Here is a 26215-nt window from a genome sequence, read left to right as displayed (position 1 = left end):
CGTTCACTTGCAGGGTGGTTAGGTTGCTATCGGAAGGGCGGCATGGATTATGAACAGACAGATGCGGACAGTTTCGGCCGCTCCCTGCGCGGGATCGGGATCAACCTTCTGGTACGGGATGTAGCGGCAGAAGTTGCCTTCTTAGAGACTGTTCTTGCGATGAAAGGCCATCAGGTGAGCAAGGATTTTGCCATTGTCACCTATGGCGGTCAGGTGTTTCAGCTGCACAGCGACGGCACCTATGCGGAAAATCCGCTGCTGGGGCTGCTGCCGGAAAACCCGCCGCGGGGGGCCGGGATCGAACTCCGGCTTTACGATACCGATCCGGATGCGGCTGTGGCCCGGGCGGAAGCAGCAGGGTTCACTATTTTGCAGGCGCCTGCGGATAAGCCGCATGGCCTGCGCGAGGCCTATATCCTGTGTGAAAACGGATACGCCTGGGTGCCCAGCAGGCCCAAGGGGTAAGGGCTGGGAATTCCTCCCCTTTCCCCCTGGCGAAGGCCAGTCCATGCTGGACGGAAATCTTTTGGATGCCGCGAGGGACCGCTGATGCACGCCATTGCCGATACAACCGCCCTGGTCGAGGAAGGGGTGCTGACCCCGGATCAGGCCCGCACCATCGAGGCGCGCTCGCGCGAGGTTATGGTATCGCTGGCGGTCAACGCGATCCTGTGTTTCGGGATTATCGCCGCCACCGCCGGCTTCATCTTCTGGCTGGCTGATCCGCTGGCGGTGGCAGTTACTGGTATCTTGATGCTGGGCGGCGGGCTGGCGGTTCTGGCCCGCGGAAGCGAGACGCTGCGGATGTTCGGCAATTCCGCCACCCTGATCGGCGCGGGCATGCTGATGGGCGGCGCCGGAATTGAGCTGGTGGACAAATACGAGGACATCGCCGGCTGGGTTATGCTGCCTGCCGGCGCGCTGGTGGCGCTGATCTGCACCTGGCGCTGGCGGCACGGGGCCTGGTCGGCCGGCTTTGTGCTGGGCGCGATCCTGCTGATGGGGCTGGCGATGCATCTGGCGGGGATCGAACTGCTGCTGCAGCAATACGGCATCGGCTCACCGTTGCGGAACCTGGCGCTGCTCTATTATGCGGCGGCGCTGGCGCTGGCCGGCTGGCAGGTGGATGTTCGGTTTGTCACCGCGCTGGCGATTGCGCCTTTTGCGCAGATGCTGGAGACCGGCACCAGCTATTTCCATGCGGCCTATGTGTTCTATTCGCCGGAATCGACGCTGACGATCCTGCAGATGGTGCTGCTGATCGTGTTGTGTGTCTGGGGCGCGTCCCGGCTGGCGGAGCGCGATGCGCGGCACCTGCGCATCTTGGCGATATTGGGGTTTGTGGTCGCAAACCTCTGCGCGCTGGTCGGCTCCTTGTGGGGGGACGTGGTGGGCGAAACCGTCTGGGGGCCGGGCCGCTACAGCGATGGTTATGAGGATTGGGAAAGCTACTCTGCCGCCCGCGATGCCTTCCGTGACAGTGCGCTGTTTATCTCCGAGAACGTCTATTCGGTGCTCTGGGCGGCGGTGCTGGCAGCGGTGATTTTCTGGGCGGCGCAGCGGCACCAGCGCGGGCTGTTCAACGCGGCGCTTACCTTTGCCGCGATCCATGCCTATACGCAGATGTTCGAATCCTTCGCCGATGAGCCGCTGGCCTATGTGATCGGCGGTCTGGCCGCGATCCCGCTGGCCTGGGGATTGTGGCGGCTGAACCAGTGGATGGCTGCAAAGCAGGCCTAACCGCTGCTGCGCAAGCTGCGCGGAGTCGTTCCGAACTCTGCCTTGAAGGCCCGGGTCAGCGCGCTCGGGTCGTCATAGCCGCAGCGCAGGGCGACTTCGGAAACGCTCAGAACAGTCTCTAACACGAGCTTTCTTGCCTGTATCAGCCGCAGCCGCCGGTAAACCGCCTGCGGCGTTGCCCCAAGTTCGGCTTTCATCCGCGCCTCTAGGTCCTTTTGACTGCGGCCTGCCTTTCTGGCAACAGCAGCAATCGGCAAGGGTGCCTCCAGATTGGCCTGCATCACCGCAACCGCACGGGCAACCGACTTGCCGCGCACCAGGATCGGGTCCTGGGTCTCTGTCGCCTCGGGCGCCATGAACAGCGTGGCAACTTCCAGCCGCAATGCAGCGCCATGCTGGTCGCCGATCAGCTCCATCATGGTATCAAACGCCGCCAGCGCGCCGGTGCAGGTGATGCGGTCGCCGTCCCGGACCTGCCGCGCTCTTTCGGCCTGAACTTCCGGGAAAGCCTCGGTGAAGCGGTCCAGTTCTTCCCAGTGGATGGTGGCCCGGCGCCGGTCCAGCAGCCCGGACTGCGCCAGCAGCCAGGCGCCGGTGTCAAAGCCCGCAAGTCCCTTGTACCGGCGGGCAGCGGATTTCAGCGCCCGGGCGGTCGCCGCATTAGCATGGCGCAGGAAGTCATAAGACGGCATCGCAATCAGCAGATCACCGCTGCAATCGCCCAGTTTCCCATGCGCCCGCACCTCCATACCTGAGGACGACACCGCCGCCCTGCCGTCCAGCGTCAGGAACCGCCAGGCATAGACCTGCCGCCCGGCGAACGTGTTGGCGGCACGCAACGGCTCCACCGTGTTGGCCAGGCAATGGGCCGAAAAGGCATCGAACAGCAGCACATCCAATTGCTGCGCCGCAGCGGCATCTTTTGTCCAACTTCGCATGATTATCTCTATCCTTGCATGATGAACGTGTGCAAGCGGCGTAATCTGATCCGCAACAGATTTGCCGAAGGAAGACCGCCATGCAGTTCGGGATGACCGAAGAACAGATGATGATCGTTGAGACCACCCGCGCCTTTGTGGAAAAGGAGCTCTATCCGCATGAGGCGGAGATCGAGCGCACCGGCCACTTGGACATGGATGTGATCCGCGATGTGCAGAAAAAGGCGATGGAAGCGGGGCTGTATGCCGCCAACATGCCCGAGGAAGCGGGCGGTGCCGGTCTCGATACCCTGACCTGGCTGATGTACGAAAAGGAACTGGGCCGCGCCAACTATGCGCTTCACTGGACCGGTGTTGCGCGGCCGTCGAACATCCTGCTGGCGGGCACCGAGGAGCAGAAGGAAAAGTACCTGTTTCCCTGCATGAAGGGCGAGAAATGGGACTGCCTGGCGATGACCGAGCCGGACGCGGGCTCCGACCTGCGCGGCATGAAGGCCACCGCACGCCAGGACGGCGACGACTGGATCCTGAACGGCACCAAGCATTTCATCAGCCACGCCGACATCGCTGATTTCGCTATCTGCTTCATGGCCACCGGGGTGGAGGACACGCCGCGCGGGCCGAAGAAGAAGATCACCGCCTTCTTTGTCGACAAGGGCACGCCGGGGTTCGAGGTGCGCGACGGCTACGGCAACGTCAGCCACCGCGGCTACACCAACGCGGTGCTGGAGTTCGACGACTGCCGCCTGCCGTCCTCCGCCATTCTGGGTGAGGTCGACAAGGGATTTGAGGTGGCCAACACCTGGCTGGGCGCCACCCGCCTGCAGGTTGCCGCCACCTGCCTGGGCCGCGCTGAGCGGGCGCTGGAACACTCGATCAGTTACGCGGCAGAGCGCAAGCAGTTCGGCCAGCAGATTGGTAAGTTCCAGGGCATCTCCTTCAAGCTGGCCGACATGGCGCTGGAGCTGAAGGCCGCGAATCTTCTGACCTGGGAAGCCGGCTGGAAGTTCGACCAGGGCACCGTCACCGAATCTGACATGTCGATGGCCAAGCTGAAAGCAACCGAAATGCTGGCGATGGTTGCCGATGAGGCGATTCAGATTCACGGCGGCATGGGCCTGATGGACGAGCTGCCGCTGGAACGCATCTGGCGCGACGCGCGGGTGGAGCGTATCTGGGAGGGCACCAGTGAAATCCAGCGGCACATCATCAGCCGCGAGATGCTGCGTGCCGTCGGAGGCTGATCCATGACCCTACCTGGGAAACCAATTGTTACCATTACCTACTGCACCGGCTGCAACTGGCTGCTGCGGGCGGGCTGGATGGCGCAGGAACTGCTGCAGACCTTCCAAGGCGCCTTGGGCGGGGTGACACTGGTTCCCGGCGATTTGGGCGGGATCTTTGAGATCCATGTTGATAAGGAGCTGGTCTGGGAACGCAAACGGGACGGCGGCTTTCCTGATGTGAAAGAGCTGAAGACCCGCGTGCGCGACCGGATCAATCCTGAACAAGACCTCGGCCATCTGGACCGCGGCAAGACCGGTGAATAAGATCAAATGCAGTCTCTAAACAGGCTTTTCCGCCCGAAAACCATTGCTGTGATCGGCGGCGGCGCATGGTGCCGCCTGGTGATCGAGCAATGCCAGAAAATGGGGTTTGAGGGCACCATCTGGCCCGTCCACCCCAAGGCTGAAGAGGTCGCGGGCCTGCCGGCCTTCAAGGATGCCGACAGCCTGCCGGAAGCACCTGACGCAGCCTTCATCGGCGTGAACCGCTTTGCCACCATCGAGGTGGTGCGGGCACTGTCGGCGCGCGGTGCCGGCGGGGCGGTGTGTTTTGCCTCCGGCTTTCTGGAGGCGGCCGCTGAGGACGCCGAAGGTGCAGACCTGCAGGCGCAGCTTCTGGAAGCCGCTGGAGAGATGCCCTTCCTTGGGCCAAACTGCTATGGCTTCATCAACTATCTGGACGGCGCGCTGCTGTGGCCGGACCAGCATGGCGGGCAGCGGGTTGAAAAGGGCGTGGCATTGGTCACCCAAAGCTCCAACATCGCGATCAACCTGACCATGCAGAAACGCGGCCTGCCGCTGGCCTATGTGGTGACCGCGGGCAATCAGGCGCAATCGGGCATTGCTGCGATTGGCGAGGCGCTGCTGGAGGACGACCGCGTCACCGCGCTGGGCCTCCATATCGAAGGATTTGGCGATCTGCGCGCCTTTGAGGGCCTGGCCGCGCGGGCCCGCGAACTGGGCAAGCCGGTCATTGCGCTGAAGGTCGGCAAATCGGCTGAGGCCCAGGCCGCAACTGTTTCTCATACCGCCTCGCTTGCGGGCGGTGACGCGGGTGCGGGGGCTTTGCTCTCACGCCTTGGCATTCCGCGTCTGGATGACCTGCCGTCCTTCCTGGAAACGCTGAAGCTGCTGCATGCGGCAGGGCGGCTGCCCTCGAACCGCATCGCAACCATCAGCTGCTCCGGCGGGGAGGCAAGCCTGGCGGCGGACACCGGCCATGCGCGGAAGGTGGAGTTCCCGCCCCTGAACGAGCGTCAGAAGACGGACTTGCGCGCGGCACTCGGCCCGATGGTGGCGCTGGCAAATCCGCTCGACTACCACACCTATATCTGGCGCGATACCGAAGCGATGACCAAGGCGTTCTCAGCCATGATGGATCCGCAGCTGGCGATGACCATGCTGATTGTGGATTTCCCGCGTGACGACCGCTGCGATGCCTCGGACTGGGAATGCACCATTCAGGCGGCCATCGGTTCGCGTGAGCGGACTGGCGCCAACGTTGGCCTGGTGGCGACTCTGCCGGAGCTGCTGCCGGAGGATGTGGCGGCCCGGCTGATGGACGCGGGCGTAGTGCCGTTCTGCGGTCTCAGCGAAGCGATTGCCGCCTGCGAGGCGGCCAGCCTGCCGCTGCCGGACGCACCGGCAGCCTTGCTGCTGCCAACCCCAACCGTAGAGCCTGATTTGGTGCCAGAGGCCGAGGCCAAGTGGCAGCTTTCTAGTTATGGGCTGCGCACTCCGCGCTCCAAACGGGCGGCGTCTGCCACCAATGCCCGCGCGGTGGCAGTGGATGTCGGCTTCCCGGTGGTGCTGAAGGGTGAAGGCGTCGCGCACAAGACCGAAGCCGGAGCAGTGACGCTGAACCTGAACTCAGGTCAGGAGGTGAGCGATGCCGCCTTCAACATGCCTGCGGAGCGTTTCCTGGTGGAGGAGATGGTCACCGGCGCGGTGGCAGAGCTGCTGATCGGTGTGGTCAAGGACCCGGCGCACGGGTTTGTCATGACACTGGCGGCGGGCGGCACTTTGACCGAACTGATGGAGGACAGCGCGTCTTTCCTGCTGCCGGCCTCGGATGCGGAGGTTGAGGCGGCGCTGAAATCGCTGCGGGTTTCCAAACTGCTGGAAGGCTACCGGGGCGCCCCGGCGGCGGACCGCGAAGCGATCCTGCGCGCCATCCGCGCGGTCGAGGCTTACGTGGTGGAGAACGCGCTGGGTCTGGAGGAGATCGAGATTAACCCGCTTCTGTGCACCCCTTCGGATGCGGTTGCAGCGGATGCGCTGATGCGCCGGAAATACTAGGGCTGCGGCCCGGAAACAGAACGGCATGCCAGATGCCAGGAGGAGATGAGATGAGCGATAGCCCTGTGAAAACCCGCCGCGACGGCGCCATTCTGGAAGTCACGCTGGACCGGCCCAAGGCCAATGCCATTGATCTGGCCACCAGCCGGGTGATGGGTGAGGTCTTCCGCGAATTCCGCGACGATCCGGAACTGCGGGTGGCGATCCTGACCGGCGGCGGCGAGAAGTTCTTTTGCCCCGGCTGGGACCTGAAGGCGGCGGCTGATGGCGATGCGGTGGATGGCGATTACGGCGTCGGGGGCTTTGGCGGGCTGCAGGAGCTGCGCGATATGAACAAGCCGGTGATTGCCGCAGTGAACGGCATCGCCTGCGGCGGCGGGCTGGAGCTGGCGCTGTCGGCGGACATGATCATTGCCGCCGATCACGCCACATTTGCGCTGCCGGAGATCCGCTCCGGCACCGTGGCGGATGCGGCCAGCGTGAAACTGCCCAAGCGCATCCCCTATCACATCGCCATGGAGCTGCTGCTGACCGGCCGCTGGTTCGATGCCGAGGAGGCCAACCGCTGGGGGCTGGTGAATGAGATCGTGGCCGCAGATCAGCTGATGGACCGCGCCTGGGAGCTGGCACGGCTCTTGGCCTCCGGCCCGCCGCTGGTCTATGCGGCGATCAAGGAAATCGTGCGTGACGCCGAGGACAGCAAGTTCCAGGATGCGATGAACCGGATCACCCAGCGCCAGCTCAAGACGGTGGATGTGCTTTACGGCTCCGAGGACAACCTTGAAGGCGCCCGCGCCTTTGCCGAAAAACGCGATCCGGTCTGGAAGGGGCGGTAACGCAATTCTCCCGCCTGCTGCGGGACATCTGCAGATGCCCCTGCTCAGTTGGGCCAAGCGTCGCGCTTCGCGCGGCGTTTTCCTTGCGCTGAGAAGCTCTTGAGGAGCAGGTCTGCTCCTCAAGCAGCCAGTTCGAGTGTGTGATCCGCCATCGCCGCCTCAAGGACAAGCCGCGCGTGCGGCGCGGAGGCTGCGCCTCCCTTGACCCGGCGCTGACGGGGGGCGCTAAACCTTCTGGAACAGTGCAATAACGGCGGTGTCGTCCTTGTGCGCCCCGGTGGCGCGCGGGCCGTAGATGCGCAGTTCCGGCAAGGTAAGGCTCTTGATCCAGTGCCCCTGCAGCAGCCGGTCGAAGGCCTCGGCAAATCCGGCTTTTTCATAGAACTTGCTATTCACCGACAAGGCAAACCAGGCATCGGGCGCAGCCACGCGCAGCAGGGCCGGCAGCACCTCGGGTCCAAGGTGGCCGTGAGTGAAGGTGCCGGAGGAGACCACCCCGCGGTATGAGCCGCGCGGCACCGGGATGCCTTCCAGCAGGTCAGCCTCGATCACGTCGCGGTAGGCGTCCTTGCGCAGGGCCTCGGCCAGCATGGCGGCGCTGATGTCGGTGGCGTCCACAGGCTCAACCCCAAGCGCCCGCAGCGCCTGGCCGCAGAGACCGGTGCCCGCGCCCGCGTCCAGCACCGGGCCTGTTCCCCCGGCGGCGGCAAAGGCCTTGGCCGTCAGCCCGGGCAGCAGGTAGTCCTGATCAACGGCGAAATCCTGATCGTAGGAGGTGGCCCAGTCCGCATAAAGCCGCCGCGAATCTTCAGGCGTGCTCAGCGCATAGGCATCGGACAATCCGGGTGTCTGCTTTTTCATCGGGCCATCAAAGCCGTGCGGGGGATTCGAATCAACCCTTGCGCCCTGGCCGCCGCCAACGCATCTAGGAGGCATGAGAAAAACGCTGCTTTGTCTTGGATTTGGCTATACCGCCCGGGCGCTTGCCCCGCGCCTGCTGGCGCAGGGCTGGCGGGTCATCGGCACCTCGCGCGAGGTGGCGGCGGGGGATGGCGTGGAGATGATCACCTGGCCCGGGCAGGACGTTCCGCTGGACGGGGTGACGCATATCCTGAACTCGATCGGCCCAAATGCGGATGGCGATCCGGTTCTGGCTGCGATGGGGGACCGGATTGCTGCCGCGCCGGATCTGGAGTGGGTCGGGTATCTATCGACCACAGCCGTTTACGGCCACCACGACGGCGCATGGGTGGATGAGGATACACCTGTGACGCCCTCCAGCCAGCGCGGCGACTGGCGCGCCCTGGCGGAGGCGCAATGGCAGGCGATCCCCGGCCTGTCGCTGCACATCTTCCGGCTGGCCGGCATCTACGGTCCCGGACGCGGCCCCTTTGCCAAGCTAATGGCAGGCAAGGCGCGGCGGATCATCAAGCCGGGGCAGGTGTTTTCCCGTATCCATGTGGACGACATCGCCCAGGTGCTGGCGGCCTCCATCGCGCAGCCGCGTCCGGGCGCCATCTATAACGTCTGCGACAACGACCCGGCCCCGCCGCAGGATGTACTGGGCCATGCCGCCGAACTGCTGGGCCTGCCGATGCCTGCTGAAGTGCCCTTTGACGAGGCCGGTATGACGCCGATGGCGCGCAGTTTCTATGGCGAGAACAAGCGGGTCAGGAACCGCCTGATCAAGGACGAGCTGGGGGTGGCGCTGCTCTATCCCACCTACCGAGAAGGTTTGCGGGCGGTGCTGGAGGCTGAGGACATGGAGAGCTTTGTGCCGCCGGCGGAGCCGCCGGGGGTGTAACTGAACAATAGCCGGGCCTGCCCAGGCAGGATCCAGCCTAGTGTTGGTCCGGGTTAGGCCCGTTTCTCACCAATCGTCGCCACGCCCAGCACCTCCAGAACCTTGGCCTCGATTTGCGGTGCGTTCATGGCCGCGGTCTCATACATATCCGCCGGGCTGGCCTGGTCGATGAAGGTGTCGGGCAGCACCATCGAGCGGTATTTGAGGCCGCTGTCAAAGACGCCTTCCTCCGCCAGCAGCTGCGCCACGTGCGAGCCGAAACCGCCCACCGCGCCTTCCTCGATGGTGATCAGCGCCTCGTGATCCGCGGCCAGCTGCAGGATCAGATCGCGGTCCAGCGGTTTTGCAAAGCGGGCGTCGGCAATTGTCGGGGTGATGCCCTTGGCAGAGAGTGCCTCGGCAGCTTTGCGGACCTCGCCCAGGCGGGTACCGAAAGAGAGGAGAGCGACGCGCTTGCCGGGTTGGATCATCCGGCCCTTGCCGATTTCCAGCACCTCCGGGGTTTCCGGCATCTCGACGCCCTCGCCTTCGCCGCGCGGGTAGCGGAAGGCGATGGGGCCGTCGTCATGGGCGGCGGCGGTGGCGACCATGTGAACCAGCTCCGCCTCGTCGGCAGCGGCCATCACCACCATGCCGGGCAGGTTGGACATGAAGCCGATGTCGAAAGAGCCGGCGTGGGTGGCACCGTCGGCACCGACCAGCCCGGCGCGGTCGATGGCAAAGCGCACCGGCAGGCGCTGGATTGCCACGTCGTGCACCACCTGGTCATATCCGCGCTGCAGGAAGGTGGAATACATCGCGCAGAACGGTTTCATGCCGCCCGCCGCCAGTGCCGCCGCAAAGGTGACGCCGTGCTGTTCGGCAATGCCGACATCAAAGCAGCGCGAGGGGTAGCGTTCGGCCATCAGGCTGAGGCCGGTGCCATCCGGCATCGCCGCGGTGACGGCGCAGATCTTGTCGTCCTTGGCGGCAAGTTTCACCAGTTCATTGCCGAAAACCGAGGTATAGGAGGGCGCGTTGCTGGGCGCCTTCTTCTGCTCGCCGGTCACCATGTCGAACTTGGCGGTGGCATGGCCCTTGTCGCGGGCGCGCTCGGCGGGGCCGTAGCCCTTGCCCTTCTTGGTCAGTACGTGGATCAGGATCGGGCCGGTGGCGCGGGCCTTGACCGTGCGCAGCACCGGCAGCAGCTGGTCCATGTCGTGGCCGTCGATAGGGCCGAGATAGGAGAAACCAAGTGCTTCGAACATGGTGCCGCCAACCGCCATGCCCTTGAGCATATCCTTGGCGCGCTTGGCGCCTTCGCGGAAGGGTTCGGGCAGCAGCGAGACCGCGCCCTTGGCAGCGGCCTTCAATTCCTGGAACGGTTCGCCTGCATAAAGGCGGGACAGGTAAGAGGACAGCGCGCCGACCGGCGGGGCGATCGACATTTCATTGTCGTTCAGGATCACGAAAAGCCGTTTGCCCAGGTGGCCTGCGTTGTTCATCGCCTCAAAGGCCATGCCGGCCGACATCGAACCGTCGCCGATCACTGCGATGGCGTCGCCGTTGCCCTCGGGGATCACGCCGCCGAGGTCACGCGCCACGGCAAAGCCAAGTGCTGCGCTGATCGAGGTTGAGCTGTGGGCGGCACCGAACGGGTCAAAAGGCGACTCGGAGCGTTTGGTAAAACCGCTGAGTCCGTCCTTCATCCGCAGGGTGCGGATGCGGTCACGGCGCCCCGTGAGGATCTTGTGCGGGTAGCACTGGTGGGAAACGTCCCAGATCACCTTGTCCCGCGGAGTGTCAAACACTGCGTGCAGGGCGGTGGTAAGCTCCACCACGCCGAGGCCCGCGCCCAGGTGGCCGCCAGTGACGGAGACGGCAGAGATGGTTTCCTGACGCAGCTCATGGGCCACCTGCACCAGCTGCGCATCCGTCAGCCCCTTCAGATCCGCGGGGCGCGAGATCTGGTCCAGAAGCGGGGTCTTGGGCCGGTCGGACATTGTGTCTCCTTGGGCTGCGCCTTTTAGCGGCGTGGCGCGGGGTTAGCTGTCGCGCGCAATAACGAAACGCGCGGCTTCCTTCAAGGTTGCGGCGTCTTCACCATAGGGTGACAGCGCGGCGCAGGCCTCCTCGCAAAGCGCCTGTGCGCGGGCTTTTGCCTCCGCCAGACCGAGCAGCGAAACAAAGGTCGCCTTGCCGGCATCGGCATCCTTGCGCACGGCCTTGCCGACCTTGGCGGCATCGCCTTCCACATCCAGGATGTCGTCGGCGATCTGGAAAGCAAGGCCCAGGGCGCGTGCGTATTGCCGCAGCGGGTCCGGGTTGGCGCCTGCCAGCACCGCGCCGGCAGTGGCGGACCATTCGATCAGGCAGCCGGTCTTGCGGCCTTGCAGTTTGGTGATTTGTTCGAGATTGAGCGGCTCAGCAGCACTTTCCGCTGCGATGTCCAGCATCTGGCCCGAGACCATGCCGTCCTTGCCGGAGGACTGCGCCAGCCCGCGGATCAGCTCCAGCGCGTGGGGGCCAACGGTCGGACTTGCCAGCAGTTCAAAGGCAAAGGTCTGCAGGCTGTCGCCGGCCAGAACCGCCATCGCCTCATCCCATTTCTTATGCACAGTGGGCTGGCCGCGGCGCAGGTCGTCGTCGTCCATGCAGGGCAGGTCGTCATGCACCAGGGAGTAGGCGTGGATGCACTCAATCGCCAGTGCGGCGTCAAGTGCGGCCTCTGCCGCAACCCCATGCAGCCGGGCGCTTTCCAGCACCAGGAAGCCGCGCAGCATCTTGCCGCCGGTGATGGCATAGCGCATCGCGGCGTGCAGATCATCACTGCCCGCCAGCCGCAGCTCCATATGCGCGGTGATCTGGCCTTGCGCGTCTTTCAGCGCCTCCGCGAAGGGGCGTGTTTGGGTGTCTGCGGCGGTCATGGCTCAGCCGGCGTCCAGCGGCTGGGTGCCCTTAGGGGTGCCATTGGCGTCCAGAGTGATCGCGGCAACCTTTTCCTCGGCGCGCTTCAGCTCATCCTCGCAGCGTTTCTTCAGCGCAGCACCGCGTTCATAAAGGGCAATCGAGGCATCCAGCGCCACATCGCCGCGCTCCAGCTGGTCCACCACGCCTTCCAGCTCGCGCATCGCCTGTTCAAAGCTCATCTGGTCTACGGGGGTCTCAGTCATGCCGGTGCCTTCATCAATTCTTCCACATGCGCGCGGGTTGCCGCGGACAGCGCGTTCAGATCATATCCGCCTTCCAAAGTCGAGACGATACGGCCTTGGCACAGCTCACTGGCAAGTTTGCAGAGTTCGGCGGTGATCCAGGCGAAATCGGCGGTGGCCCAGTTGAGGCTGGCCAGCGGGTCGTCCTGATGGGCGTCAAAGCCCGCGGAGATGATGATCAGCTCCGGCTTGAAGGCGCGCAGGCGCGGGAAGGCCTGGCTCTCATAGGCTGCCTGCATCTCTGCCCGGCCCGAACCCGGCGGCAGCGGCATGTTGAGGATCTGGCCGTGGGCGCCGTCCTCATCCGGGCGGCCGGAGCCGGGCCACAGCGGCATTTGCTGGCTGGTGATGACCAGCGCGCGCGGTTCATCCCACAAGAGATCCTGGGTGCCGTTGCCGTGATGCACGTCGAAATCCACCACCGCGACACGGCTGAGGCCGTGATGATCGAGCGCGTGCTTGGCCGCCAGCGCCGCATTGCCGAACAGGCAAAAGCCCATTGCAGTGTCTGTTTCGGCGTGATGCCCCGGCGGGCGCACCGCGGCAAAGGCGTTCTGCACCTCGCCGCCCAGCACCATGTCGACACCGCGCACTACGGCACCCGCCGCGCGGAAGGCTGCGTCCAGCGAGCCAGGGGACAGGAAGGTGTCGCCGTCGATCTGCGCCCAGCCCTCTGCCGGGGAGGATTTGCGCAGGTCCGACAGGTAGGAGGCCGGATGGATGCGCAGGATATCATCCTCGGCCGCCATCGGGGCTGTCACCTGCTTCAGCTCCAGCGGCACCAGCGCGTGCAGGATGTGTTCCAGCCGGGCGACCCGTTCCGGGTGGCCCTCAGGTGTGACGTGATTGAGGCAATCCGCGTGGGTGATCAGGGCGGTGGTCATGGGCGCGTTCCTCCGGCTGCGGGTCCTGGCGCGACACTAGGTGGGGGCGGGCTGCGGCTGCAAGGGGAATCGGGGGGTGACATGCGTGCACTGGGCGTGCACCCCCTGTGCACCGCCTTGGCAGTATGCGGACGGAAAAGGGAGGGGCGCTGGCCCGGCCTGCCGGCCTCACCCGGGATGATTATTGCCAGAAGAAGAGGCAGGCCGGTTCTAGTCGGGCGCCAGCATGTAGCCCGCACCGCGGACCGTTTGCAGGTATTGCGGCTGTTTCGGGTTCGGCTCGATCTTGCGGCGCAGACGGGTGATCTGCACGTCCACCGCGCGTTCCTGTGCCTGGCCGCGGTCACGGCCCAGATCCTCGACCAGCTTGGTGCGGGAGACCGGCTCACCCGGCTGGGCGGAGAAGATCTTCATCAGCTGGCTTTCGGTGCCGGTCAGGCGGATCAGTTCATCGCCCTGCCACATCTCACCGCGTTCGATGTCATAGCGGATGGCGCCCAGGTGCAGCACCTTGGGCGCGGCCTCCTGTGCAACCGTGTCCGGCATCCTCCGCAGGATCGCGTTGACGCGCAGCAGCAGTTCCTTGGGTTCAAAAGGTTTGGGGAGATAGTCGTCCGCCCCGGCCTCGAACCCCGCAATCCGGTCCTCGGTTTCGCCCTTGGCGGTCAGCAGCAGGATCGGGGTGGTCATGGTTTCGCGCAAAGAGCGGGTCAGTGACACACCGTCCTCGCCCGGCATCATCACATCCATCACGATCAGGTCAAAATCCAGCCCCGCCAGCACCCGGCGGGCATGGGCGGCGTCGCGGGCGGCTGTTACCAGAAAGCCGGAGCGCATCAGGAATTTCTTCAGGAGACCGCGGATGCGCTCGTCGTCATCGACGATCAGCAGATGGGCGTCATGGGTGCTCATGCCTGATCAGTCCCGCAGCTTGGCGTAGGCGCGGCGCATGTCCGCGTCCATCATGGCTTCAAGCACTTTCTTGAAGCCCTGCACCGCCTCGGGGCCTGCGTCCTTATACGCAGCGCGCATCCGGGCGCGCTGGGCGTCCGACAGCGTCGCCTCCAACGCTGCGCCCTGATCGGTGAGGTAGAGGTGGCGTTCGCGCTTGTCGAGTTCCCCCACCTTGGAGATCACCAGCCCGTCGCCGATCAGCGTGCGCAGCACCCGGTTCAGCGATTGCTTGGTGACGCCCAGGATGCTGAGCAGGTTGTTCACCGTGGTGCCGGGGGAGCGGTTGATGAAGTGGATGGCGCGGTGATGCGCCCGGCCATAAGACATTTCGGCCAGGATCCGGTCCGGATCGGCGGTAAAGCCGCGGTAGGCAAAAAACATTGCCTCGATCCCCTGGCGCAGCTGCTCATCTGTCAGAAACAGCAGGCTTTCGCCGCTGTATCCCTGCCCTGTCCGGCCCTCAGGCATGTGGTGCCCCCTCGTCTGTATTACCGGTCAGTTTATGTCAGTGTTGTTGACATTCCAAGGGTGAAGATGTATCGAATCGCAGCTTTGGCGCAAGATTGTGTCCGGTTCGGCCTTAACTTGCGCAATAAATGAAAATCACCGCAGAAATCAGGAGGGTGCGGCATGGCTGGTTACGACGACCGCGACGGTGTGATCTGGATGGATGGGGAGCTGGTCGACTGGCGGGATGCCAAGGTGCATATCCTGACCCATGCGATGCATTATGCCTCCTCCGTGTTCGAGGGCGAGCGGGCCTACAACGGCAAGATCTTCAAGAGCCGCGAGCATTCCGAGCGCCTGATTGCATCGGCCGAAGCGCTGGACATGCCGATGCCCTATACCGTCGATCAGATCGAGGCGGCCAAGGAAGAAACCCTCAATGCTTCCGGTCTGCAGGACGCCTATGTGCGGGCGCTGGTCTGGCGCGGCTCGGGTGAGGACATGGGTGTGGCCTCTGCCAAGAACCCGGTGCGGATGGCGGTCGCGGTCTGGGGCTGGGGCGCCTATTACGGCGACGCCAAGATGAAGGGCGCCAAGCTGGATATCGCGGAATGGAAACGCCCGAGCCCGGAAACCATCCCGGTCCACGCCAAGGCGGCGGGCCTCTACATGATCTGCACCATTTCCAAGCACAAGGCCGAGGCCAAGGGCTGCTCTGACGCGCTGTTCATGGACTGGCGCGGCTATGTGGCGGAGGCGACCGGCGCCAACGTGTTCTTTGTGAAGGACGGCGAGGTGCACACGCCGCTGGCCGATTGCTTCCTGAACGGCATCACCCGCCAGACCGTGATCCAGATGCTGAAGGATAAGGGCATCACCGTGCATGAGCGCCGCATCAAGCCGGAAGAGATGGAAGGTTTTGAGCAGTGCTGGCTGACCGGTACCGCCGCAGAAGTGACCCCGGTGGGGCAGATCGGCGACTATACCTTCGAGGTTGGTGATCTGACCCGCGAGATCGCCGAAGACTACGAGAAGCTGGTGCGCAGCTAATCGCGTCAGTCAGCAGAGTACTGGAAACCCCCGCCGCCGTGCGGGGGTTTTTTGTTTCGCACGTCTGCACCGCTGCGTAGCAAGTATCTGGTAAGTATATTTTAATTCACTTTCTTCTTCCCTGTGCCATAGTCGTAAGCATTGCCGGAGATGCGTGCCGGGGCCGGTTTGACCTGCTGGCCGTAATGACGGACAGGGGAAGTGATGGATTTAAGCATGGCTTATGTCAGCTATTGGGAATTGTGCCTGCGGCTGGCTTGTGCAGCCGGAGCGGGGGCGCTGCTGGGGCTGGACCGGGAGCTGCGGCACCGCAAGGTCGGGATGCGGACCTATATGCTGGTCTCGCTTGGGGCGGCGGGATTTGCGCTGATCACCATGGAGATGTCGCTGGAGGTCCTGCGTCTGGATATGGGCGCGGATCCGACCCGGACCATTCAGGGGCTGGTCGGGGCCATCGGTTTCCTGGGCGCGGGCGCAATCATCCAGGGCGACAAGACCGTTGGCGGCATGGCGACGGCGGCCAGCCTGTGGGTGGCTGGGGCGGTCGGAATGGCGTCGGGGCTGGGGTATTATGTTCTGGCGGTTCTTCTGGCCGCGGTCGCCGCGGCGGTGCTGTCGATGAGCCGCCTGATGGATAACCGCGGCCGCAACAACCGGCCGGATCTGAGCGACTGACAGCCGCCGCGTGCGGGGAGAAAGGGGGGGGAGGGCGGCCTGCTGCCGCCCGCCTGCTATTGCCGCAGCAGCCAGTCCACCACAGTCTTGGCCCGGCCCTGAGTGCTGGGCCAAAGCACGTAGAAACCCTGATCCCCCAGCCGCGGCGCCTGCCACAGCTCTGCCAGCGGCTGGCTGCCCAGAAAAATGCGGGGCACCAATGCGATGCCCTGGCCGTTCAGTGCTGCATCCATCGCCAGCGCGGTTTGGTTGAATTGCAGGACCCGGCCGGTGGCGGTGAGCCCCTGCTGCCGCAGCAGAAGGTCCCAGTGCCGGTGCCCGTCCTGGATCAGGGTGTGCTGCGCCAGATCCGTCAGATCAGGAGAAACTTCGTTAGTTAGAGCCGAATCCTGATGTGCCACGGCCACCAGGTCCACCAGTGAAAGCAGCGCAGAGTTCAGGCTGCTTTCCTGCGGTTTGCCGCCCTGGCGGATGGCAATGTCGATGCCGCCCTGCTTGAAATCCGTCAGGCTTTCCTCTGCCACGATCCGCAGGTCGATGCCGGGGTGGCGGGCCTCGAACTCCGGCAGCCGCGGCACCAGCCATTTCGAGGCAAAGGAGGGCGGCACCGACAGCGTCACGCGCTGCACCGCAGGGGCCAGATGGTCCGTTGCCTCGCGGATCAGGGCCAGCGCCTGCCGGACCGGCGCGTGATAGCTGCGGCCGGTGTCCGTGAGCGTCAGGCCGCGGGCGTGGCGGTGGAACAGCTTGTGGCCCAGATCGGCCTCCAGCCGCCGCACCTGCTGCGCCACGGCGCCCTGGGTCAGGTGCAACTCCTCTGCCGCGCGGCCGAAATTCAGGTGGCGGGCGGCGGCGTCGAACATCCGCAGGGCGTTGAGGTTGGGCAGGCGCATCAGGTCTCAGCCAGTAGTTTTCCTACAGTCTGGCGCGATGAGACATGATTGGTCAAGCGCGCCCGGAGCATCCATCCTGAGGGCAAGCAAAGGAGTATGGACATGACCAAGGTTGCTCTCTTCACCGCCGCGGGCAGCGGCATGGGCGCGGATGCTGCCCGCCACCTTCATTCGCAGCGCTATGAGGTCGCGATCCTGTCGTCCTCCGGCAGGGGCGAGGCGCTGGCGCAGGAACTGGGTGGGGTTGGCCATACCGGCTCTAATTTGGAGCAATCCGATCTGCAGGCGCTGGTGGACAGGGCGATGGAGCGCTGGGGGCGGATAGACGTGCTGGTCAATTCCGCTGGCCACGGGCCCAAGGGCGATATCCTGGAGATCAGCGACGACGACTGGCATCTGGGGATGGAATACTACCTGATGAACGTGATCCGCCCGGCGCGGCTGGTGGCGCCCATTATGGCGGCGCAGGGCAAGGGATCGATCATCAACATCTCCACCTTTGCGGTGTTCGAGCCGGATCCGCTGTTCCCGACCTCCGGGGTGTTCCGGGCCGGGCTCGCGAGCTTCACCAAGCTGTTTGCCGACAAGTTCGCGGCCCAAGGCGTGCGGATGAACAACGTGCTGCCGGGCTTCATCGACAGCCTGCCGGAGACTGAAGACCGCAAGGCGCGCATTCCGATGGGACGCTATGGCTCTGCGCGCGAGGTGTCTGCGCTGATTGCCTACCTGGCCTCGGATGATGCGGCTTACACCACCGGGCAGAATATTCGCGTGGACGGCGGATTGACCCGCGCGGTCTGAACCGGCCCGTTGAGGCGTAAACAGCGGGCACTCGCCCTTTCAATTGAGGGCGGGAGCGTCGACCTTGAGGGCTCCGGCTTTGGAGAAGCCTTGGTTAGAGTCTGATCAGACGCCCTTGGGGTTGCTTGCGGCGCGGGCCTTGCCGCGTTGCAGGCCCAGCCGGTGCTCGCGCCAGATTACCAGCACATTGCCGGCAATGACCAGCGCCGCACCGGCCAGCATCACCAGCGTCGGCCATTCATCGAACCAGACATAGCCTATTACGATGGCAAAGATCATTGATGCATAGTCATAGGGCGCCAGCATCGAGGCGGGCGCAAAGCGGTAGGAGGAGGTGACCAGGATCTGCGCCACCCCGCCGACAAGCCCGGCGCTGACCAGCAGCGCCGCGGTTTGGGCATCCGGCATCACCCATCCGAAGGGCGCCGTCAGCAGCGCCAGGGCGGAGGCGGTCAGCGAGAAGTAGAACACGATGGCCGCGGTATGCTCTGACTGCACCATGCGGCGGATGTGGATCTGCACAAAGCCGCGGGCCACGGTGGCCCCGACCACCAGCAGCACCCCCAGCATGGCGCCATCGCCCAGATCGCCGCCCAGACGCGGCCAGATCATGATCAGAACGCCCAGAAGGCCGATGGCGACGGCGCTTATCCGTACCAGCCGGATGGTCTCGCCCAAAAACAGGGCCGCCAGGATCAGGGTGAAGATCGGTGTGGCATAGCCGATGGCGGTGACCTCCGGCAGCGGCAGCAGCGCCAGCCCCATGAAGGTCATGCCCATCGCCGAGGTGCCGACCAGTCCGCGCCACACGTGAAACATCGGTTTCTTGGTGATCAGCCCGTGCCTCAGCTCTCCGCGAGTGGTCAGCCAGATGACAATCACGGGGATCGCAAAGAAGGAGCGGAAGAACACCGCTTCGCCTGCGGGCACGGTTTCCGAGGTGGCCTTGATGATCCCGGACAGCGCGGTGAACAGCGCAATGGCGGTCACTTTCAGAAGGACCGCCAGCACAGGCCGATGCGATGTTAAGGAGTTTGCCATGGCGCGACCCTGCGCCCAAGCGCCGCAAAGATCAATGGCTTGATTTCAGCCGGCAGGAGCGCGCAAATGGCGCCGCCAGATGAAGGAGCCGCCGATGTATGACGCCAACCACCTGATCCGCCAGCTGCGCGAGTCGTCCCTGGGGCGCGAAGACGAAGTGTTTGCCCGGCTGCCGGATGGCGGCACGGTCACCTTCGGTGCGCTGTTTGCCGGTGCGGAGCGGATGGCGGCGGCGTTGGCCGCCCAAGGCGTGCAGCCAGGTGACCGGGTGGCGGTGCAGGTCCAGAAAACCATTCAGGCGATTGAGCTGTACCTTGGCACTGTCATGTCAGGCGGTATTTTCCTGCCCTTGAACACCGCCTACACCGGGCCGGAGGTGGCGTACTTTGCCGGTGATGCGACGCCCCGGGTGGTGGTCTGCGATCCGGCGCGGCTGGAGGAAATCAGCGCGATCTCCGGCGCGGCCAAAGTGCTGACATTGGATGCGGCGGGGCAGGGGAGTTTGCGTGATCTGGCGGATGGCCAGTCCGGCTTTGAAGCGGTTGCCCGGCAGGCGGATGATCTGGCGGCAATCCTTTATACCTCCGGCACCACCGGCCGTTCCAAGGGCGCGATGCTGAGCCATGACAACCTGGCATCCAACTCGCTGACATTGCGCGACTATTGGCGGTTCACCAAGGACGACGTGCTGATCCATGCGCTGCCGATTTTCCACACCCACGGGCTGTTTGTGGCAACCAATGTGGCGCTGTTTGCCGGTGCGCAGGTGGTGTTCCTGCCGGGGTTCGATGGGGATGCCATTTTGGGGGCGATGCCGGCGGCGACCGCGCTGATGGGGGTGCCGACATTCTATACCCGGCTGCTGGCAGATGAGCGGCTGACCCGTGAGCGTGCCGCCAATATGCGCCTGTTCATCTCCGGCTCCGCGCCCTTGCTGGTCGATACCCATGAGCAGTGGGAGGCCCGCACAGGCCACCGCATCCTGGAACGCTACGGGATGACCGAAACCAATATGAGCACCTCGAACCCCTATGAGGGCGAGCGCCGCGCAGGCACCGTCGGGTTCCCGCTGCCGGGAGTTGAGGCGCGGGTGATGCAGGATGGTGCTGAAGTTGCGCCCGGAGAGATCGGGGTGCTGGAAGTGCGCGGGGCCAATGTGTTCCAGGGGTACTGGCAGATGCCGGAGAAGACGGCGGAGGAGCTGCAGCCGGACGGCTGGTTCATCACCGGCGACATGGCGAAGATCGACGCTGACGGCTATGTCACCATTGTCGGGCGCGAGAAGGATCTGATCATCACCGGCGGCTTCAATGTCTATCCCAAGGAGGTGGAGAGCCTGATCGACGATCTGCCCGGCGTGCTGGAAAGCGCGGTGATCGGCGTGCCGCATCCCGACTTCGGCGAGGCTGTGGTGGCCGTTGTGGTGCCGGAGGGCGAGGGCACCAGTGCGGAGGCGATCAAGGCGGCGCTGATGGGGCAACTGGCCAAGTTCAAGCAGCCCAAGGAGATCATCCTGCTGAACGCGCTGCCGCGCAACACCATGGGCAAGGTGCAGAAGAAAGCCCTGCGCGAGGAACACGCGGGGCTGTTTGCTTGAAGTCCGACTGCCCGGGCCGTTGGTCCGGGCAGCCCCCGAACTGCCGGGACTCTAATGCTGGTGGGCTTCCGCGTGCGCCTCTTCCTCGCGCCACTCCCGCACCGCCTGCACCAGGATCTGGAAGGCGGAATTCAGGAACAGCCCGCCCATGATGCCGGCCACGATGAGGTCCGGCCAGCCGGTGGCGGTGCCCCAGACCCCCAGGGCGGCGATCATCACCGCCACATTGCCGATGGCGTCATTGCGTGAACACAGCCAGACCGAGCGCACATTGGCGTCACCGTCCTTGTAGCGGGCCAGCAGCATGACCGAGATCAGGTTGGCCGCCAGCGCCATGAAGCCGATGACCCCCATGATCTGCGCCTGCGGCACGCCGACGTAAAACACCTGGTACACTGTGGAGCCAAACACCCAGGCGCCCATCAGCAACAGGCTGATGCCCTTGCCCAGGGCCGCCAGCGCCCGGGTGCGCAAGGTGGCGCCGATCACCGCCAGCGAGATGCCATAGGTCAGCGCATCACCCAGAAAGTCCAGCGCGTCGGCCTTCAGCGCCTGGCTGCCGGACATCTGGCCCGCGCCCATTTCTACAGCGAACATGCCGGCGTTGATGGCGATCACCAGCCAAAGCCTGCGTTTGTAGTCGGCCGACACCCCGTCGAACCTTGCGTTGTGATTGCAGCAGCCTGCCATTGCTCTTGTCCTCATTCCTGATTCGATATCAATGTAGGACCTCTAGTCACTAGAGCATCAAGAGGGTTTGCGATGTTTTCCATCGGTCAGCTATCCAAGGCCACCGGCGTGAAGGTGCCCACCATCCGCTATTACGAGGAAATCGGCCTGCTGCCGCAGCCGGGCCGCAATGCCGGCAACCAGCGGCGTTACGGGCAGGACGGCATGGATGCGCTGGGCTTCATCAAACATGCCCGCGACCTCGGCTTCTCGCTGGAGGACATCAAGGTAATGATGTCGATCGAAGGCCAATTGGGGGAGGATTGCTCAGAAGTTCACCGCATTGCCGAGGCGCAGCTGAGCGCCGTGCGGGCGCGGATTGCCCGGCTGGAGCGGCTGGCCGGGGAACTGGAGCGGATCACCCATCTGTGCGGCCACGGGCAGGGCGGCGACTGCAAAGTACTGTCGGCGCTGGGCGATCATGCGCAGTGCGGCAGCGATCACGGCTGAGAGTCAGCGTTTCGGCCAGCTCCAGCGCGGCGGCTCCAGCCCGTCGATCCTCGTTTCCCCGAACTCCTTTTGCAGGACAACAGACAGCGCCCCGGCGTCTTCCAGTTCCCGCGCCAGATGGCTGTTGTGGGAGACCACGATGATCTGGCTATCGCGGCTGGCGCGTTTGATCAGCCGCGACAGGGGTGAGATCAGTTCCGGGTGCAGGCTGGTTTCCGGTTCGTTCAGCACCATCAGCTCGGGCGGGCGCGGGGTCAGCAGCGCGGTGGCAAGGAGGACATAGCGCAGGGTGCCGTCCGACAGCTCCGCCGCCGACAGAGGGCGCAGCAGACCGTGCTGCTGCATCTCCACCGCAAACAGCCCGCCCTGCAGGGAGACATCGACGCTGGCACCCGGAAAGGCATCCTCTATGGCTGCGTCAAAAGCGGGGCCATCGCCAATTTCCCGCAGGGTGGCAATAGCGGCGGCCAGGTCGGCGCCGTCGCCAGACAGCGCCGGGGTGCGGGTGCCGACCGCCGGGCGCCGGGCCGGGGAATCGCGGTCGGTGCGCAGGCTGTCATAGAACCGCCAGCCGCGCATCCGTTCCCTCAGGGACAGCATCTCGGGCGCCTGCACCGGATCGGCTGCATGGGTCATCATGCTGTCAAAAGGGCGCAGGTCACGCGACAGCTCAACCTTGCGGCCGCTGCTGTCCCGGCCTGTGACAACCGCGCCGCGGCGTTCGGCAATGCTGTTGGCGCGGCCCAGGCTCTCGCCGACCCAGAGCGCTTCGGATTTGATTTCGGGGTCGTTGCCGAACAGTGTCCGCGGCACCGGCGCGGGCAGGCCCAGATCCACTGCATAACCATAGTCTTCAGCCGCAAACCCCAGCTTGAGTGCGACTGAATTCTTGCGGCGGGTGCCCTCAACCGGAATTTCACCGCGCCGCATCCGGGCGCTGATGTGTTCCGGACCGGCCCACAGCGTCGATTCCAGCCCGCCCTCTGTGGCCAGCGAGGCTATGGCCCGCCCCTGCGCCACCTCTGCCAGCACCCGCAGCGAGCGGTAGAGCGAGGATTTGCCCGCGCCGTTGGAGCCGCTCACCACGGTGAGTTGCTCCAGTGGCAGGGTCGCATCACGGATCGAGCGGTAGCCGGAAACGGCCAGGGTAATCAGCATATCAAAGGACCGGATGTGAAAGACACTGCGCAAAACCTGCTTGGTTTTGCAGCGCTTCGCAACCGGTCCCGTCAGGTGTCAGCGATTCAGCCGATACGGCCCTGGTTCTCACCGATCTGGCCGCGGTGCAGCAGCAGGTGGTCCAGGATCACGCAGGCCATCATTGCCTCGGCCACCGGCACCGCGCGGATGCCGACGCAAGGGTCGTGGCGGCCCTTGGTGATCACTTCGGTGGCGGAGCCGTCCTTGCGGATCGACTTGCGCGGGGTGAGGATCGAGGAGGTCGGCTTGACCGCAAAACGCACCACAACATCCTGCCCGGTGGAAATCCCGCCGAGGATGCCGCCGGCGTGGTTGGAAGAATACTCCGGGCCGTTTTCGCCCATGAAAATCTCATCGGCGTTTTCCGAACCTTTGAGGCGCGCAGCGTTCATGCCTTCGCCGATCTCAACGCCTTTAACCGCGTTGATCGACATCATCGCGGCAGCCAGATCGGTGTCCAGCTTGCCGTAAACCGGCGCGCCGATGCCTGCGGGGACACCCCGGGCAACAACCTCAACCACGGCGCCAACGGAATCGTGCGCCTTACGCAGGGCTTGCAGGTAGTCTTCCCACTCCTGCACCGCGCCAGCATCGGGGATCCAGAAATCATTCTGTTCGATCGCATCCCAGTCGAACCGGCTGCGGTCGATCTCCAGCTCGCCCATTTGGGTCATGTAGCCCTTGATCTCCAGCCCCGGCACCAGCGCCTTGATTGCTTCACGTGCAACACCGCCGGCTGCAACCCGTGCTGCGGTTTCGCGTGCCGAGGAGCGGCCGCCGCCGCGATAGTCGCGGTTGCCGTATTTTTGGAAATAGGTGATGTCGGCATGGCCCGGGCGGAAGGTCTGGGAAATCTCGCCGTAATCCTTGGACCGCTGGTCGGTGTTTTCGATCATCAGCTGGATCGGGGTGCCGGTGGACATGCCGTCGAACACGCCGGACAGAATCTTCACCGCGTCCGGCTCATTGCGCTGGGTGGTGTTCTTGTTCTGACCCGGGCGGCGCTTGTCCAGCCACTGCTGCAGCATCTCCGGCTCCAGCGGCACGTTCGGCGGGCAGCCGTCGACGGTGGCGCCAAGCGCGGGCCCGTGGCTTTCGCCCCAGGTGGTGACGCGGAAGAGGTGTCCAAAGCTGTTCATCGACATGAGGCGCGGTCTCCTTTGCGGGACGTGCTTAGCGGGCAGGGGGCTGTGCCTCAAGCGGATTCCTCTGCGGCATAGGCACCGGAGGCGCTGCCCCCGCCGCCTGGGGCGGCTCCCCCGGGGATATTTTCAGCTGGAAGAACACAGGATCGGCGCGGGCAGCGGTCCAGTTTGCAAGGGTCATAGGTCCTGACGGGGCTTTGGCTTGTCTTTGCCGCGCCCGGGGCATAATGTCCGCGCCACCTCGGGGTGCGCGTAAGCGCTGAGATGACACCCGTTGAACCTGAACCGGATCACACCGGCGGAGGGAAGGTACTGGACAGCCTCCACCCTTGCCCAAAGCCGCAAAGGAGGATGGCATGAAACATCTTGCATTTGCAGCGGGACTGCTCGGCGCCTCGGCAGCCTTTGCCGAAACGCCCGAACTCACCGTTTACACCTATGACAGCTTTGTCTCTGACTGGGGGCCCGGCCCGGCAGTGGAAAAGGCGTTTGAGGAGGTGTGCGGCTGCGACCTGAAACTGGTGGGCGCGGGCGATGGCGCGGCACTGCTGGCGCGCGTCAAGCTGGAAGGCGCACGCTCTGACGCCGATGTGGTGCTGGGGCTGGATACCAACCTGACCGCGGCGGCCAAGGAAACCGGCCTGTTTGCTGAGCATTCCGTGAGTGCCGAATTTGCGCTGCCGGTCGAGTGGAGTGACGCGACCTTTGTGCCCTATGACTGGGGCTACTTTGCCTTTGTCCACAACGCTGACGCGGCGGCGCCTGCGGATTTCAAGGCGCTGGCCGCCAGCGACACCAAGATCGTCATTCAGGATCCGCGCTCCTCAACCCCCGGTCTGGGCCTGCTGCTGTGGGTCAAAGCTGCCTATGGCGAGGAGGCGCCGGAGATCTGGAAGGGTCTTTCCGACAATGTCGTGACCGTGACCAAGGGCTGGTCCGAGGCCTATGGCATGTTCCTGGAAGGTGAGGCTGACATGGTGCTGTCCTACACCACCTCGCCCGCCTATCACCTGATTGCCGAGGAAGACGGCTCCAAGGCGGCGGCGGCCTTTGATGAGGGGCATTACATGCAGGTGGAAGTGGCTGGCAAGCTGGCGAACACCGACCAGCCGGAGCTGGCGGATCAGTTCCTGGCCTTCATGGTGTCGGATGCGTTCCAGTCAGTGATCCCGACCACCAACTGGATGTACCCGGCAGTGACGCCTGAGGGCGGCCTGCCCGAAGGGTTCGAAACCTTGATCGCGCCGGAGAAATCGCTGCTGCTGAGCGAGACTGAGGCAGCAGAGGTGCGCGATGCGGCGCTGGGCGAATGGCTGGACGCGCTCAGCCAGTAAGCGCTTACCCCGGTATCAGCGCGGCCCTTCTGGTGGCGGCGCTGATTCTGGGGACGCTGGGGGCTGTTGCCTTGCGGGCCGAGGCCGGCACCGGGTTTGGCGCCAGCGACTGGGCCGCGCTGCGGTTCACGCTGACCCAGGCGAGCCTGTCAGCGCTCCTCAGCGTCGGCCTGGCGGTGCCGGTAGCACGCGCGCTGGCGCGGCGGCGGTTTCCGGGGCGGAGCCTGCTGATCGCGCTGCTGGGCGCGCCCTTTATCCTGCCGGTCATTGCTGCCATCCTTGGTTTGTTGGCGGTCTTTGGCCGGGCGGGCTGGCTGAGCCAGGGGCTGATTTCCCTTGGTTTAGAGCCGGTAAAAATCTACGGGCTGCACGGGGTGGTGCTGGCGCATGTGTTCTTCAACCTGCCGCTGGCGACACGGCTGATCCTGCAGGGCTGGCAGGAAATTCCTGCCGAGCGTTTCCGTCTGGCGGCGCAGCTGGATGCCGGGCCGCTGGCGATGTGGCGGCTGCTGGAAGGCCCGATGCTGCGGCGGGTGGCACCCGGTGCGCTGGCGGTTGTTTTCGCCATCTGCCTGTCAAGTTTTGCGGTGGCACTGACCCTGGGCGGGGGGCCGCGGGCGACGACCATTGAACTCGCCATCTACCAGGCGTTCCGTTTTGATTTCGACCTGGGCCGTGCGGCGCTGCTGTCGGGGCTGCAGCTGCTACTGACCGGCGCGGCCGCACTGGTGGCGCTGCGGGTATCGGCGGGGGAGGGCTTTGGTGCCGGGCTAGACCGTGCGGTGCGGCGCTGGGACGGGCAGGGGGCACTGGCGCGCGGATTGGACGGGTTCTGGATTGTCTTGTCGGCGGCGTTTTTGCTGCTGCCGCTGGCGGCGATTGTGCTGGCGGGGCTGCCGGGGCTGACGGCCCTGAAGGGATC

General features: G+C 64.8%; 26 protein-coding genes, 1 pseudogene and 1 riboswitch. Of the genes and pseudogenes, 14 read left to right on the top strand and 13 right to left on the bottom strand.

What is annotated here, in order from left to right:
- Positions 1-42: 42 nt before the first annotated feature.
- On the top strand, positions 43-465 hold the full coding sequence (locus A9D60_RS13420; protein WP_065268068.1) for a glyoxalase: 423 nt from the start codon (positions 43-45) through the stop codon (positions 463-465).
- An 84-nt stretch (positions 466-549) separates the two neighbouring features.
- On the top strand, positions 550-1740 hold the full coding sequence (locus A9D60_RS13415; RefSeq protein WP_175392961.1) for a hypothetical protein: 1191 nt from the start codon (positions 550-552) through the stop codon (positions 1738-1740).
- Here the strand turns inward: A9D60_RS13415 and A9D60_RS13410 are convergent.
- Positions 1737-2678, bottom strand: a complete 942-nt coding sequence (locus tag A9D60_RS13410) for a GlxA family transcriptional regulator (RefSeq protein ID WP_065268066.1) — start codon at positions 2676-2678, stop codon at positions 1737-1739. The genes A9D60_RS13415 and A9D60_RS13410 overlap by 4 nt on opposite strands.
- 80 nt (positions 2679-2758) lie before the next feature.
- On the opposite strand from A9D60_RS13410, the gene A9D60_RS13405 reads away from it, so the two are divergent.
- Genes A9D60_RS13405 through A9D60_RS13390 form a run of 4 tightly spaced genes read left to right on the top strand, consistent with a single transcriptional unit; the run spans position 2759 to position 7098 of the window.
- Complete coding sequence (locus A9D60_RS13405) at positions 2759-3922, top strand: acyl-CoA dehydrogenase family protein (protein WP_065268065.1); 1164 nt, start codon at positions 2759-2761, stop codon at positions 3920-3922.
- A gap of 3 nt (positions 3923-3925) precedes the next feature.
- Positions 3926-4228 carry a SelT/SelW/SelH family protein gene (locus A9D60_RS13400; protein ID WP_065268064.1) on the top strand — a complete coding sequence of 101 codons (303 nt, stop codon included), beginning with the start codon at positions 3926-3928 and terminating at the stop codon, positions 4226-4228.
- 6 nt (positions 4229-4234) lie between these two features.
- The gene (locus tag A9D60_RS13395; RefSeq protein ID WP_065268063.1) at positions 4235-6262 is read left to right on the top strand and encodes an acetate--CoA ligase family protein; all 2028 of its coding nucleotides are present in this window, start codon (positions 4235-4237) and stop codon (positions 6260-6262) included.
- Positions 6263-6312: 50 nt separating this feature from the next.
- Entirely contained in the window at positions 6313-7098 is a 786-nt protein-coding gene (locus tag A9D60_RS13390) for a carnitinyl-CoA dehydratase (RefSeq protein ID WP_065268062.1), read from the top strand.
- A 225-nt stretch (positions 7099-7323) separates the two neighbouring features.
- On the opposite strand, the gene A9D60_RS13385 is transcribed toward A9D60_RS13390, so the two are convergent.
- The gene (locus A9D60_RS13385) at positions 7324-7959 is read right to left on the bottom strand and encodes a class I SAM-dependent DNA methyltransferase (RefSeq protein WP_065268061.1); all 636 of its coding nucleotides are present in this window, start codon (positions 7957-7959) and stop codon (positions 7324-7326) included.
- A gap of 73 nt (positions 7960-8032) precedes the next feature.
- On the opposite strand from A9D60_RS13385, the gene A9D60_RS13380 reads away from it, so the two are divergent.
- Positions 8033-8902, top strand: a complete 870-nt coding sequence (locus A9D60_RS13380) for an SDR family oxidoreductase (RefSeq protein ID WP_065268060.1) — start codon at positions 8033-8035, stop codon at positions 8900-8902.
- Positions 8903-8955: 53 nt separating this feature from the next.
- Here A9D60_RS13380 and dxs read toward each other — a convergent pair whose 3' ends face one another.
- The 6 genes from dxs to A9D60_RS13350 form a co-directional block, all read right to left on the bottom strand.
- The gene (gene dxs, locus A9D60_RS13375; protein WP_065268059.1) at positions 8956-10884 is read right to left on the bottom strand and encodes a 1-deoxy-D-xylulose-5-phosphate synthase; all 1929 of its coding nucleotides are present in this window, start codon (positions 10882-10884) and stop codon (positions 8956-8958) included.
- Positions 10885-10926: 42 nt separating this feature from the next.
- Entirely contained in the window at positions 10927-11808 is an 882-nt protein-coding gene (locus tag A9D60_RS13370) for a polyprenyl synthetase family protein (RefSeq protein WP_065268058.1), read from the bottom strand.
- 3 nt (positions 11809-11811) lie between these two features.
- On the bottom strand, positions 11812-12054 hold the full coding sequence (locus tag A9D60_RS13365; RefSeq protein WP_019297546.1) for an exodeoxyribonuclease VII small subunit: 243 nt from the start codon (positions 12052-12054) through the stop codon (positions 11812-11814).
- Positions 12051-12977, bottom strand: a complete 927-nt coding sequence (locus A9D60_RS13360) for a histone deacetylase family protein (RefSeq protein WP_065268057.1) — start codon at positions 12975-12977, stop codon at positions 12051-12053. The genes A9D60_RS13365 and A9D60_RS13360 overlap by 4 nt, the downstream gene beginning before the upstream one ends.
- A 210-nt stretch (positions 12978-13187) precedes the next feature.
- Positions 13188-13889 carry a response regulator gene (locus tag A9D60_RS13355; protein WP_039184943.1) on the bottom strand — a complete coding sequence of 234 codons (702 nt, stop codon included), beginning with the start codon at positions 13887-13889 and terminating at the stop codon, positions 13188-13190.
- Between the two features lie 6 nt (positions 13890-13895).
- The gene (locus A9D60_RS13350; protein ID WP_039184941.1) at positions 13896-14399 is read right to left on the bottom strand and encodes a MarR family winged helix-turn-helix transcriptional regulator; all 504 of its coding nucleotides are present in this window, start codon (positions 14397-14399) and stop codon (positions 13896-13898) included.
- Between the two features lie 162 nt (positions 14400-14561).
- On the opposite strand from A9D60_RS13350, the gene A9D60_RS13345 reads away from it, so the two are divergent.
- Both A9D60_RS13345 and A9D60_RS13340 read left to right on the top strand, forming a co-directional pair.
- On the top strand, positions 14562-15428 hold the full coding sequence (locus A9D60_RS13345) for a branched-chain amino acid aminotransferase (protein ID WP_065268056.1): 867 nt from the start codon (positions 14562-14564) through the stop codon (positions 15426-15428).
- Between the two features lie 204 nt (positions 15429-15632).
- Positions 15633-16103: an MgtC/SapB family protein gene (locus A9D60_RS13340; RefSeq protein WP_065268055.1), complete on the top strand. Its 471-nt coding sequence runs from the start codon at positions 15633-15635 to the stop codon at positions 16101-16103.
- Between the two features lie 56 nt (positions 16104-16159).
- On the opposite strand, the gene A9D60_RS13335 is transcribed toward A9D60_RS13340, so the two are convergent.
- Positions 16160-16996, bottom strand: coding sequence for a LysR substrate-binding domain-containing protein (locus tag A9D60_RS13335; protein ID WP_065268054.1), 837 nt, complete (start codon positions 16994-16996; stop codon positions 16160-16162).
- A 96-nt stretch (positions 16997-17092) separates the two neighbouring features.
- Here A9D60_RS13335 and A9D60_RS13330 point away from each other — a divergent pair, with 96 nt between their 5' ends.
- A complete protein-coding gene (locus A9D60_RS13330) occupies positions 17093-17797 on the top strand; it encodes an SDR family oxidoreductase (protein ID WP_065268053.1) in 705 nt (234 codons plus the stop codon).
- Positions 17798-17902: 105 nt separating this feature from the next.
- Here A9D60_RS13330 and A9D60_RS13325 read toward each other — a convergent pair whose 3' ends face one another.
- On the bottom strand, positions 17903-18838 hold the full coding sequence (locus A9D60_RS13325; protein ID WP_065268052.1) for a DMT family transporter: 936 nt from the start codon (positions 18836-18838) through the stop codon (positions 17903-17905).
- A gap of 94 nt (positions 18839-18932) precedes the next feature.
- Between A9D60_RS13325 and A9D60_RS13320 the strand changes: the two genes are divergently transcribed.
- Entirely contained in the window at positions 18933-20435 is a 1503-nt protein-coding gene (locus A9D60_RS13320) for a malonate--CoA ligase (protein ID WP_083194202.1), read from the top strand.
- Positions 20436-20486: 51 nt separating this feature from the next.
- On the opposite strand, the gene A9D60_RS13315 is transcribed toward A9D60_RS13320, so the two are convergent.
- On the bottom strand, positions 20487-21125 hold the full coding sequence (locus tag A9D60_RS13315) for a cation transporter (RefSeq protein ID WP_065268050.1): 639 nt from the start codon (positions 21123-21125) through the stop codon (positions 20487-20489).
- 72 nt (positions 21126-21197) lie between these two features.
- On the opposite strand from A9D60_RS13315, the gene A9D60_RS13310 reads away from it, so the two are divergent.
- Complete coding sequence (locus tag A9D60_RS13310) at positions 21198-21614, top strand: MerR family transcriptional regulator (RefSeq protein ID WP_065268049.1); 417 nt, start codon at positions 21198-21200, stop codon at positions 21612-21614.
- 3 nt (positions 21615-21617) lie between these two features.
- Here A9D60_RS13310 and A9D60_RS13305 read toward each other — a convergent pair whose 3' ends face one another.
- Together A9D60_RS13305 and aroC are read right to left on the bottom strand one after the other, a co-directional pair.
- Complete coding sequence (locus A9D60_RS13305; protein WP_065268143.1) at positions 21618-22772, bottom strand: AAA family ATPase; 1155 nt, start codon at positions 22770-22772, stop codon at positions 21618-21620.
- Between the two features lie 86 nt (positions 22773-22858).
- Positions 22859-23959, bottom strand: a complete 1101-nt coding sequence (gene aroC, locus A9D60_RS13300) for a chorismate synthase (protein WP_019297559.1) — start codon at positions 23957-23959, stop codon at positions 22859-22861.
- Between the two features lie 232 nt (positions 23960-24191).
- Positions 24192-24283: riboswitch (TPP riboswitch) on the top strand.
- 32 nt (positions 24284-24315) lie between these two features.
- Here aroC and thiB point away from each other — a divergent pair.
- Both thiB and A9D60_RS26995 read left to right on the top strand, forming a co-directional pair.
- Positions 24316-25293 (top strand): thiamine ABC transporter substrate binding subunit, encoded by a 978-nt coding sequence (gene thiB, locus A9D60_RS13295; protein WP_065268048.1) that lies wholly within the window; start codon positions 24316-24318, stop codon positions 25291-25293.
- Positions 25269-26215, top strand: a pseudogene (locus A9D60_RS26995) (thiamine/thiamine pyrophosphate ABC transporter permease ThiP); the annotation flags it as partial. The gene thiB and the pseudogene A9D60_RS26995, both read left to right, overlap by 25 nt.

The sequence above is a fragment of the Leisingera sp. JC1 genome (assembly GCF_001679925.1).
Lineage (GTDB): Bacteria > Pseudomonadota > Alphaproteobacteria > Rhodobacterales > Rhodobacteraceae > Leisingera.
This window is presented reverse-complemented; position numbering and strand designations above follow the sequence as displayed.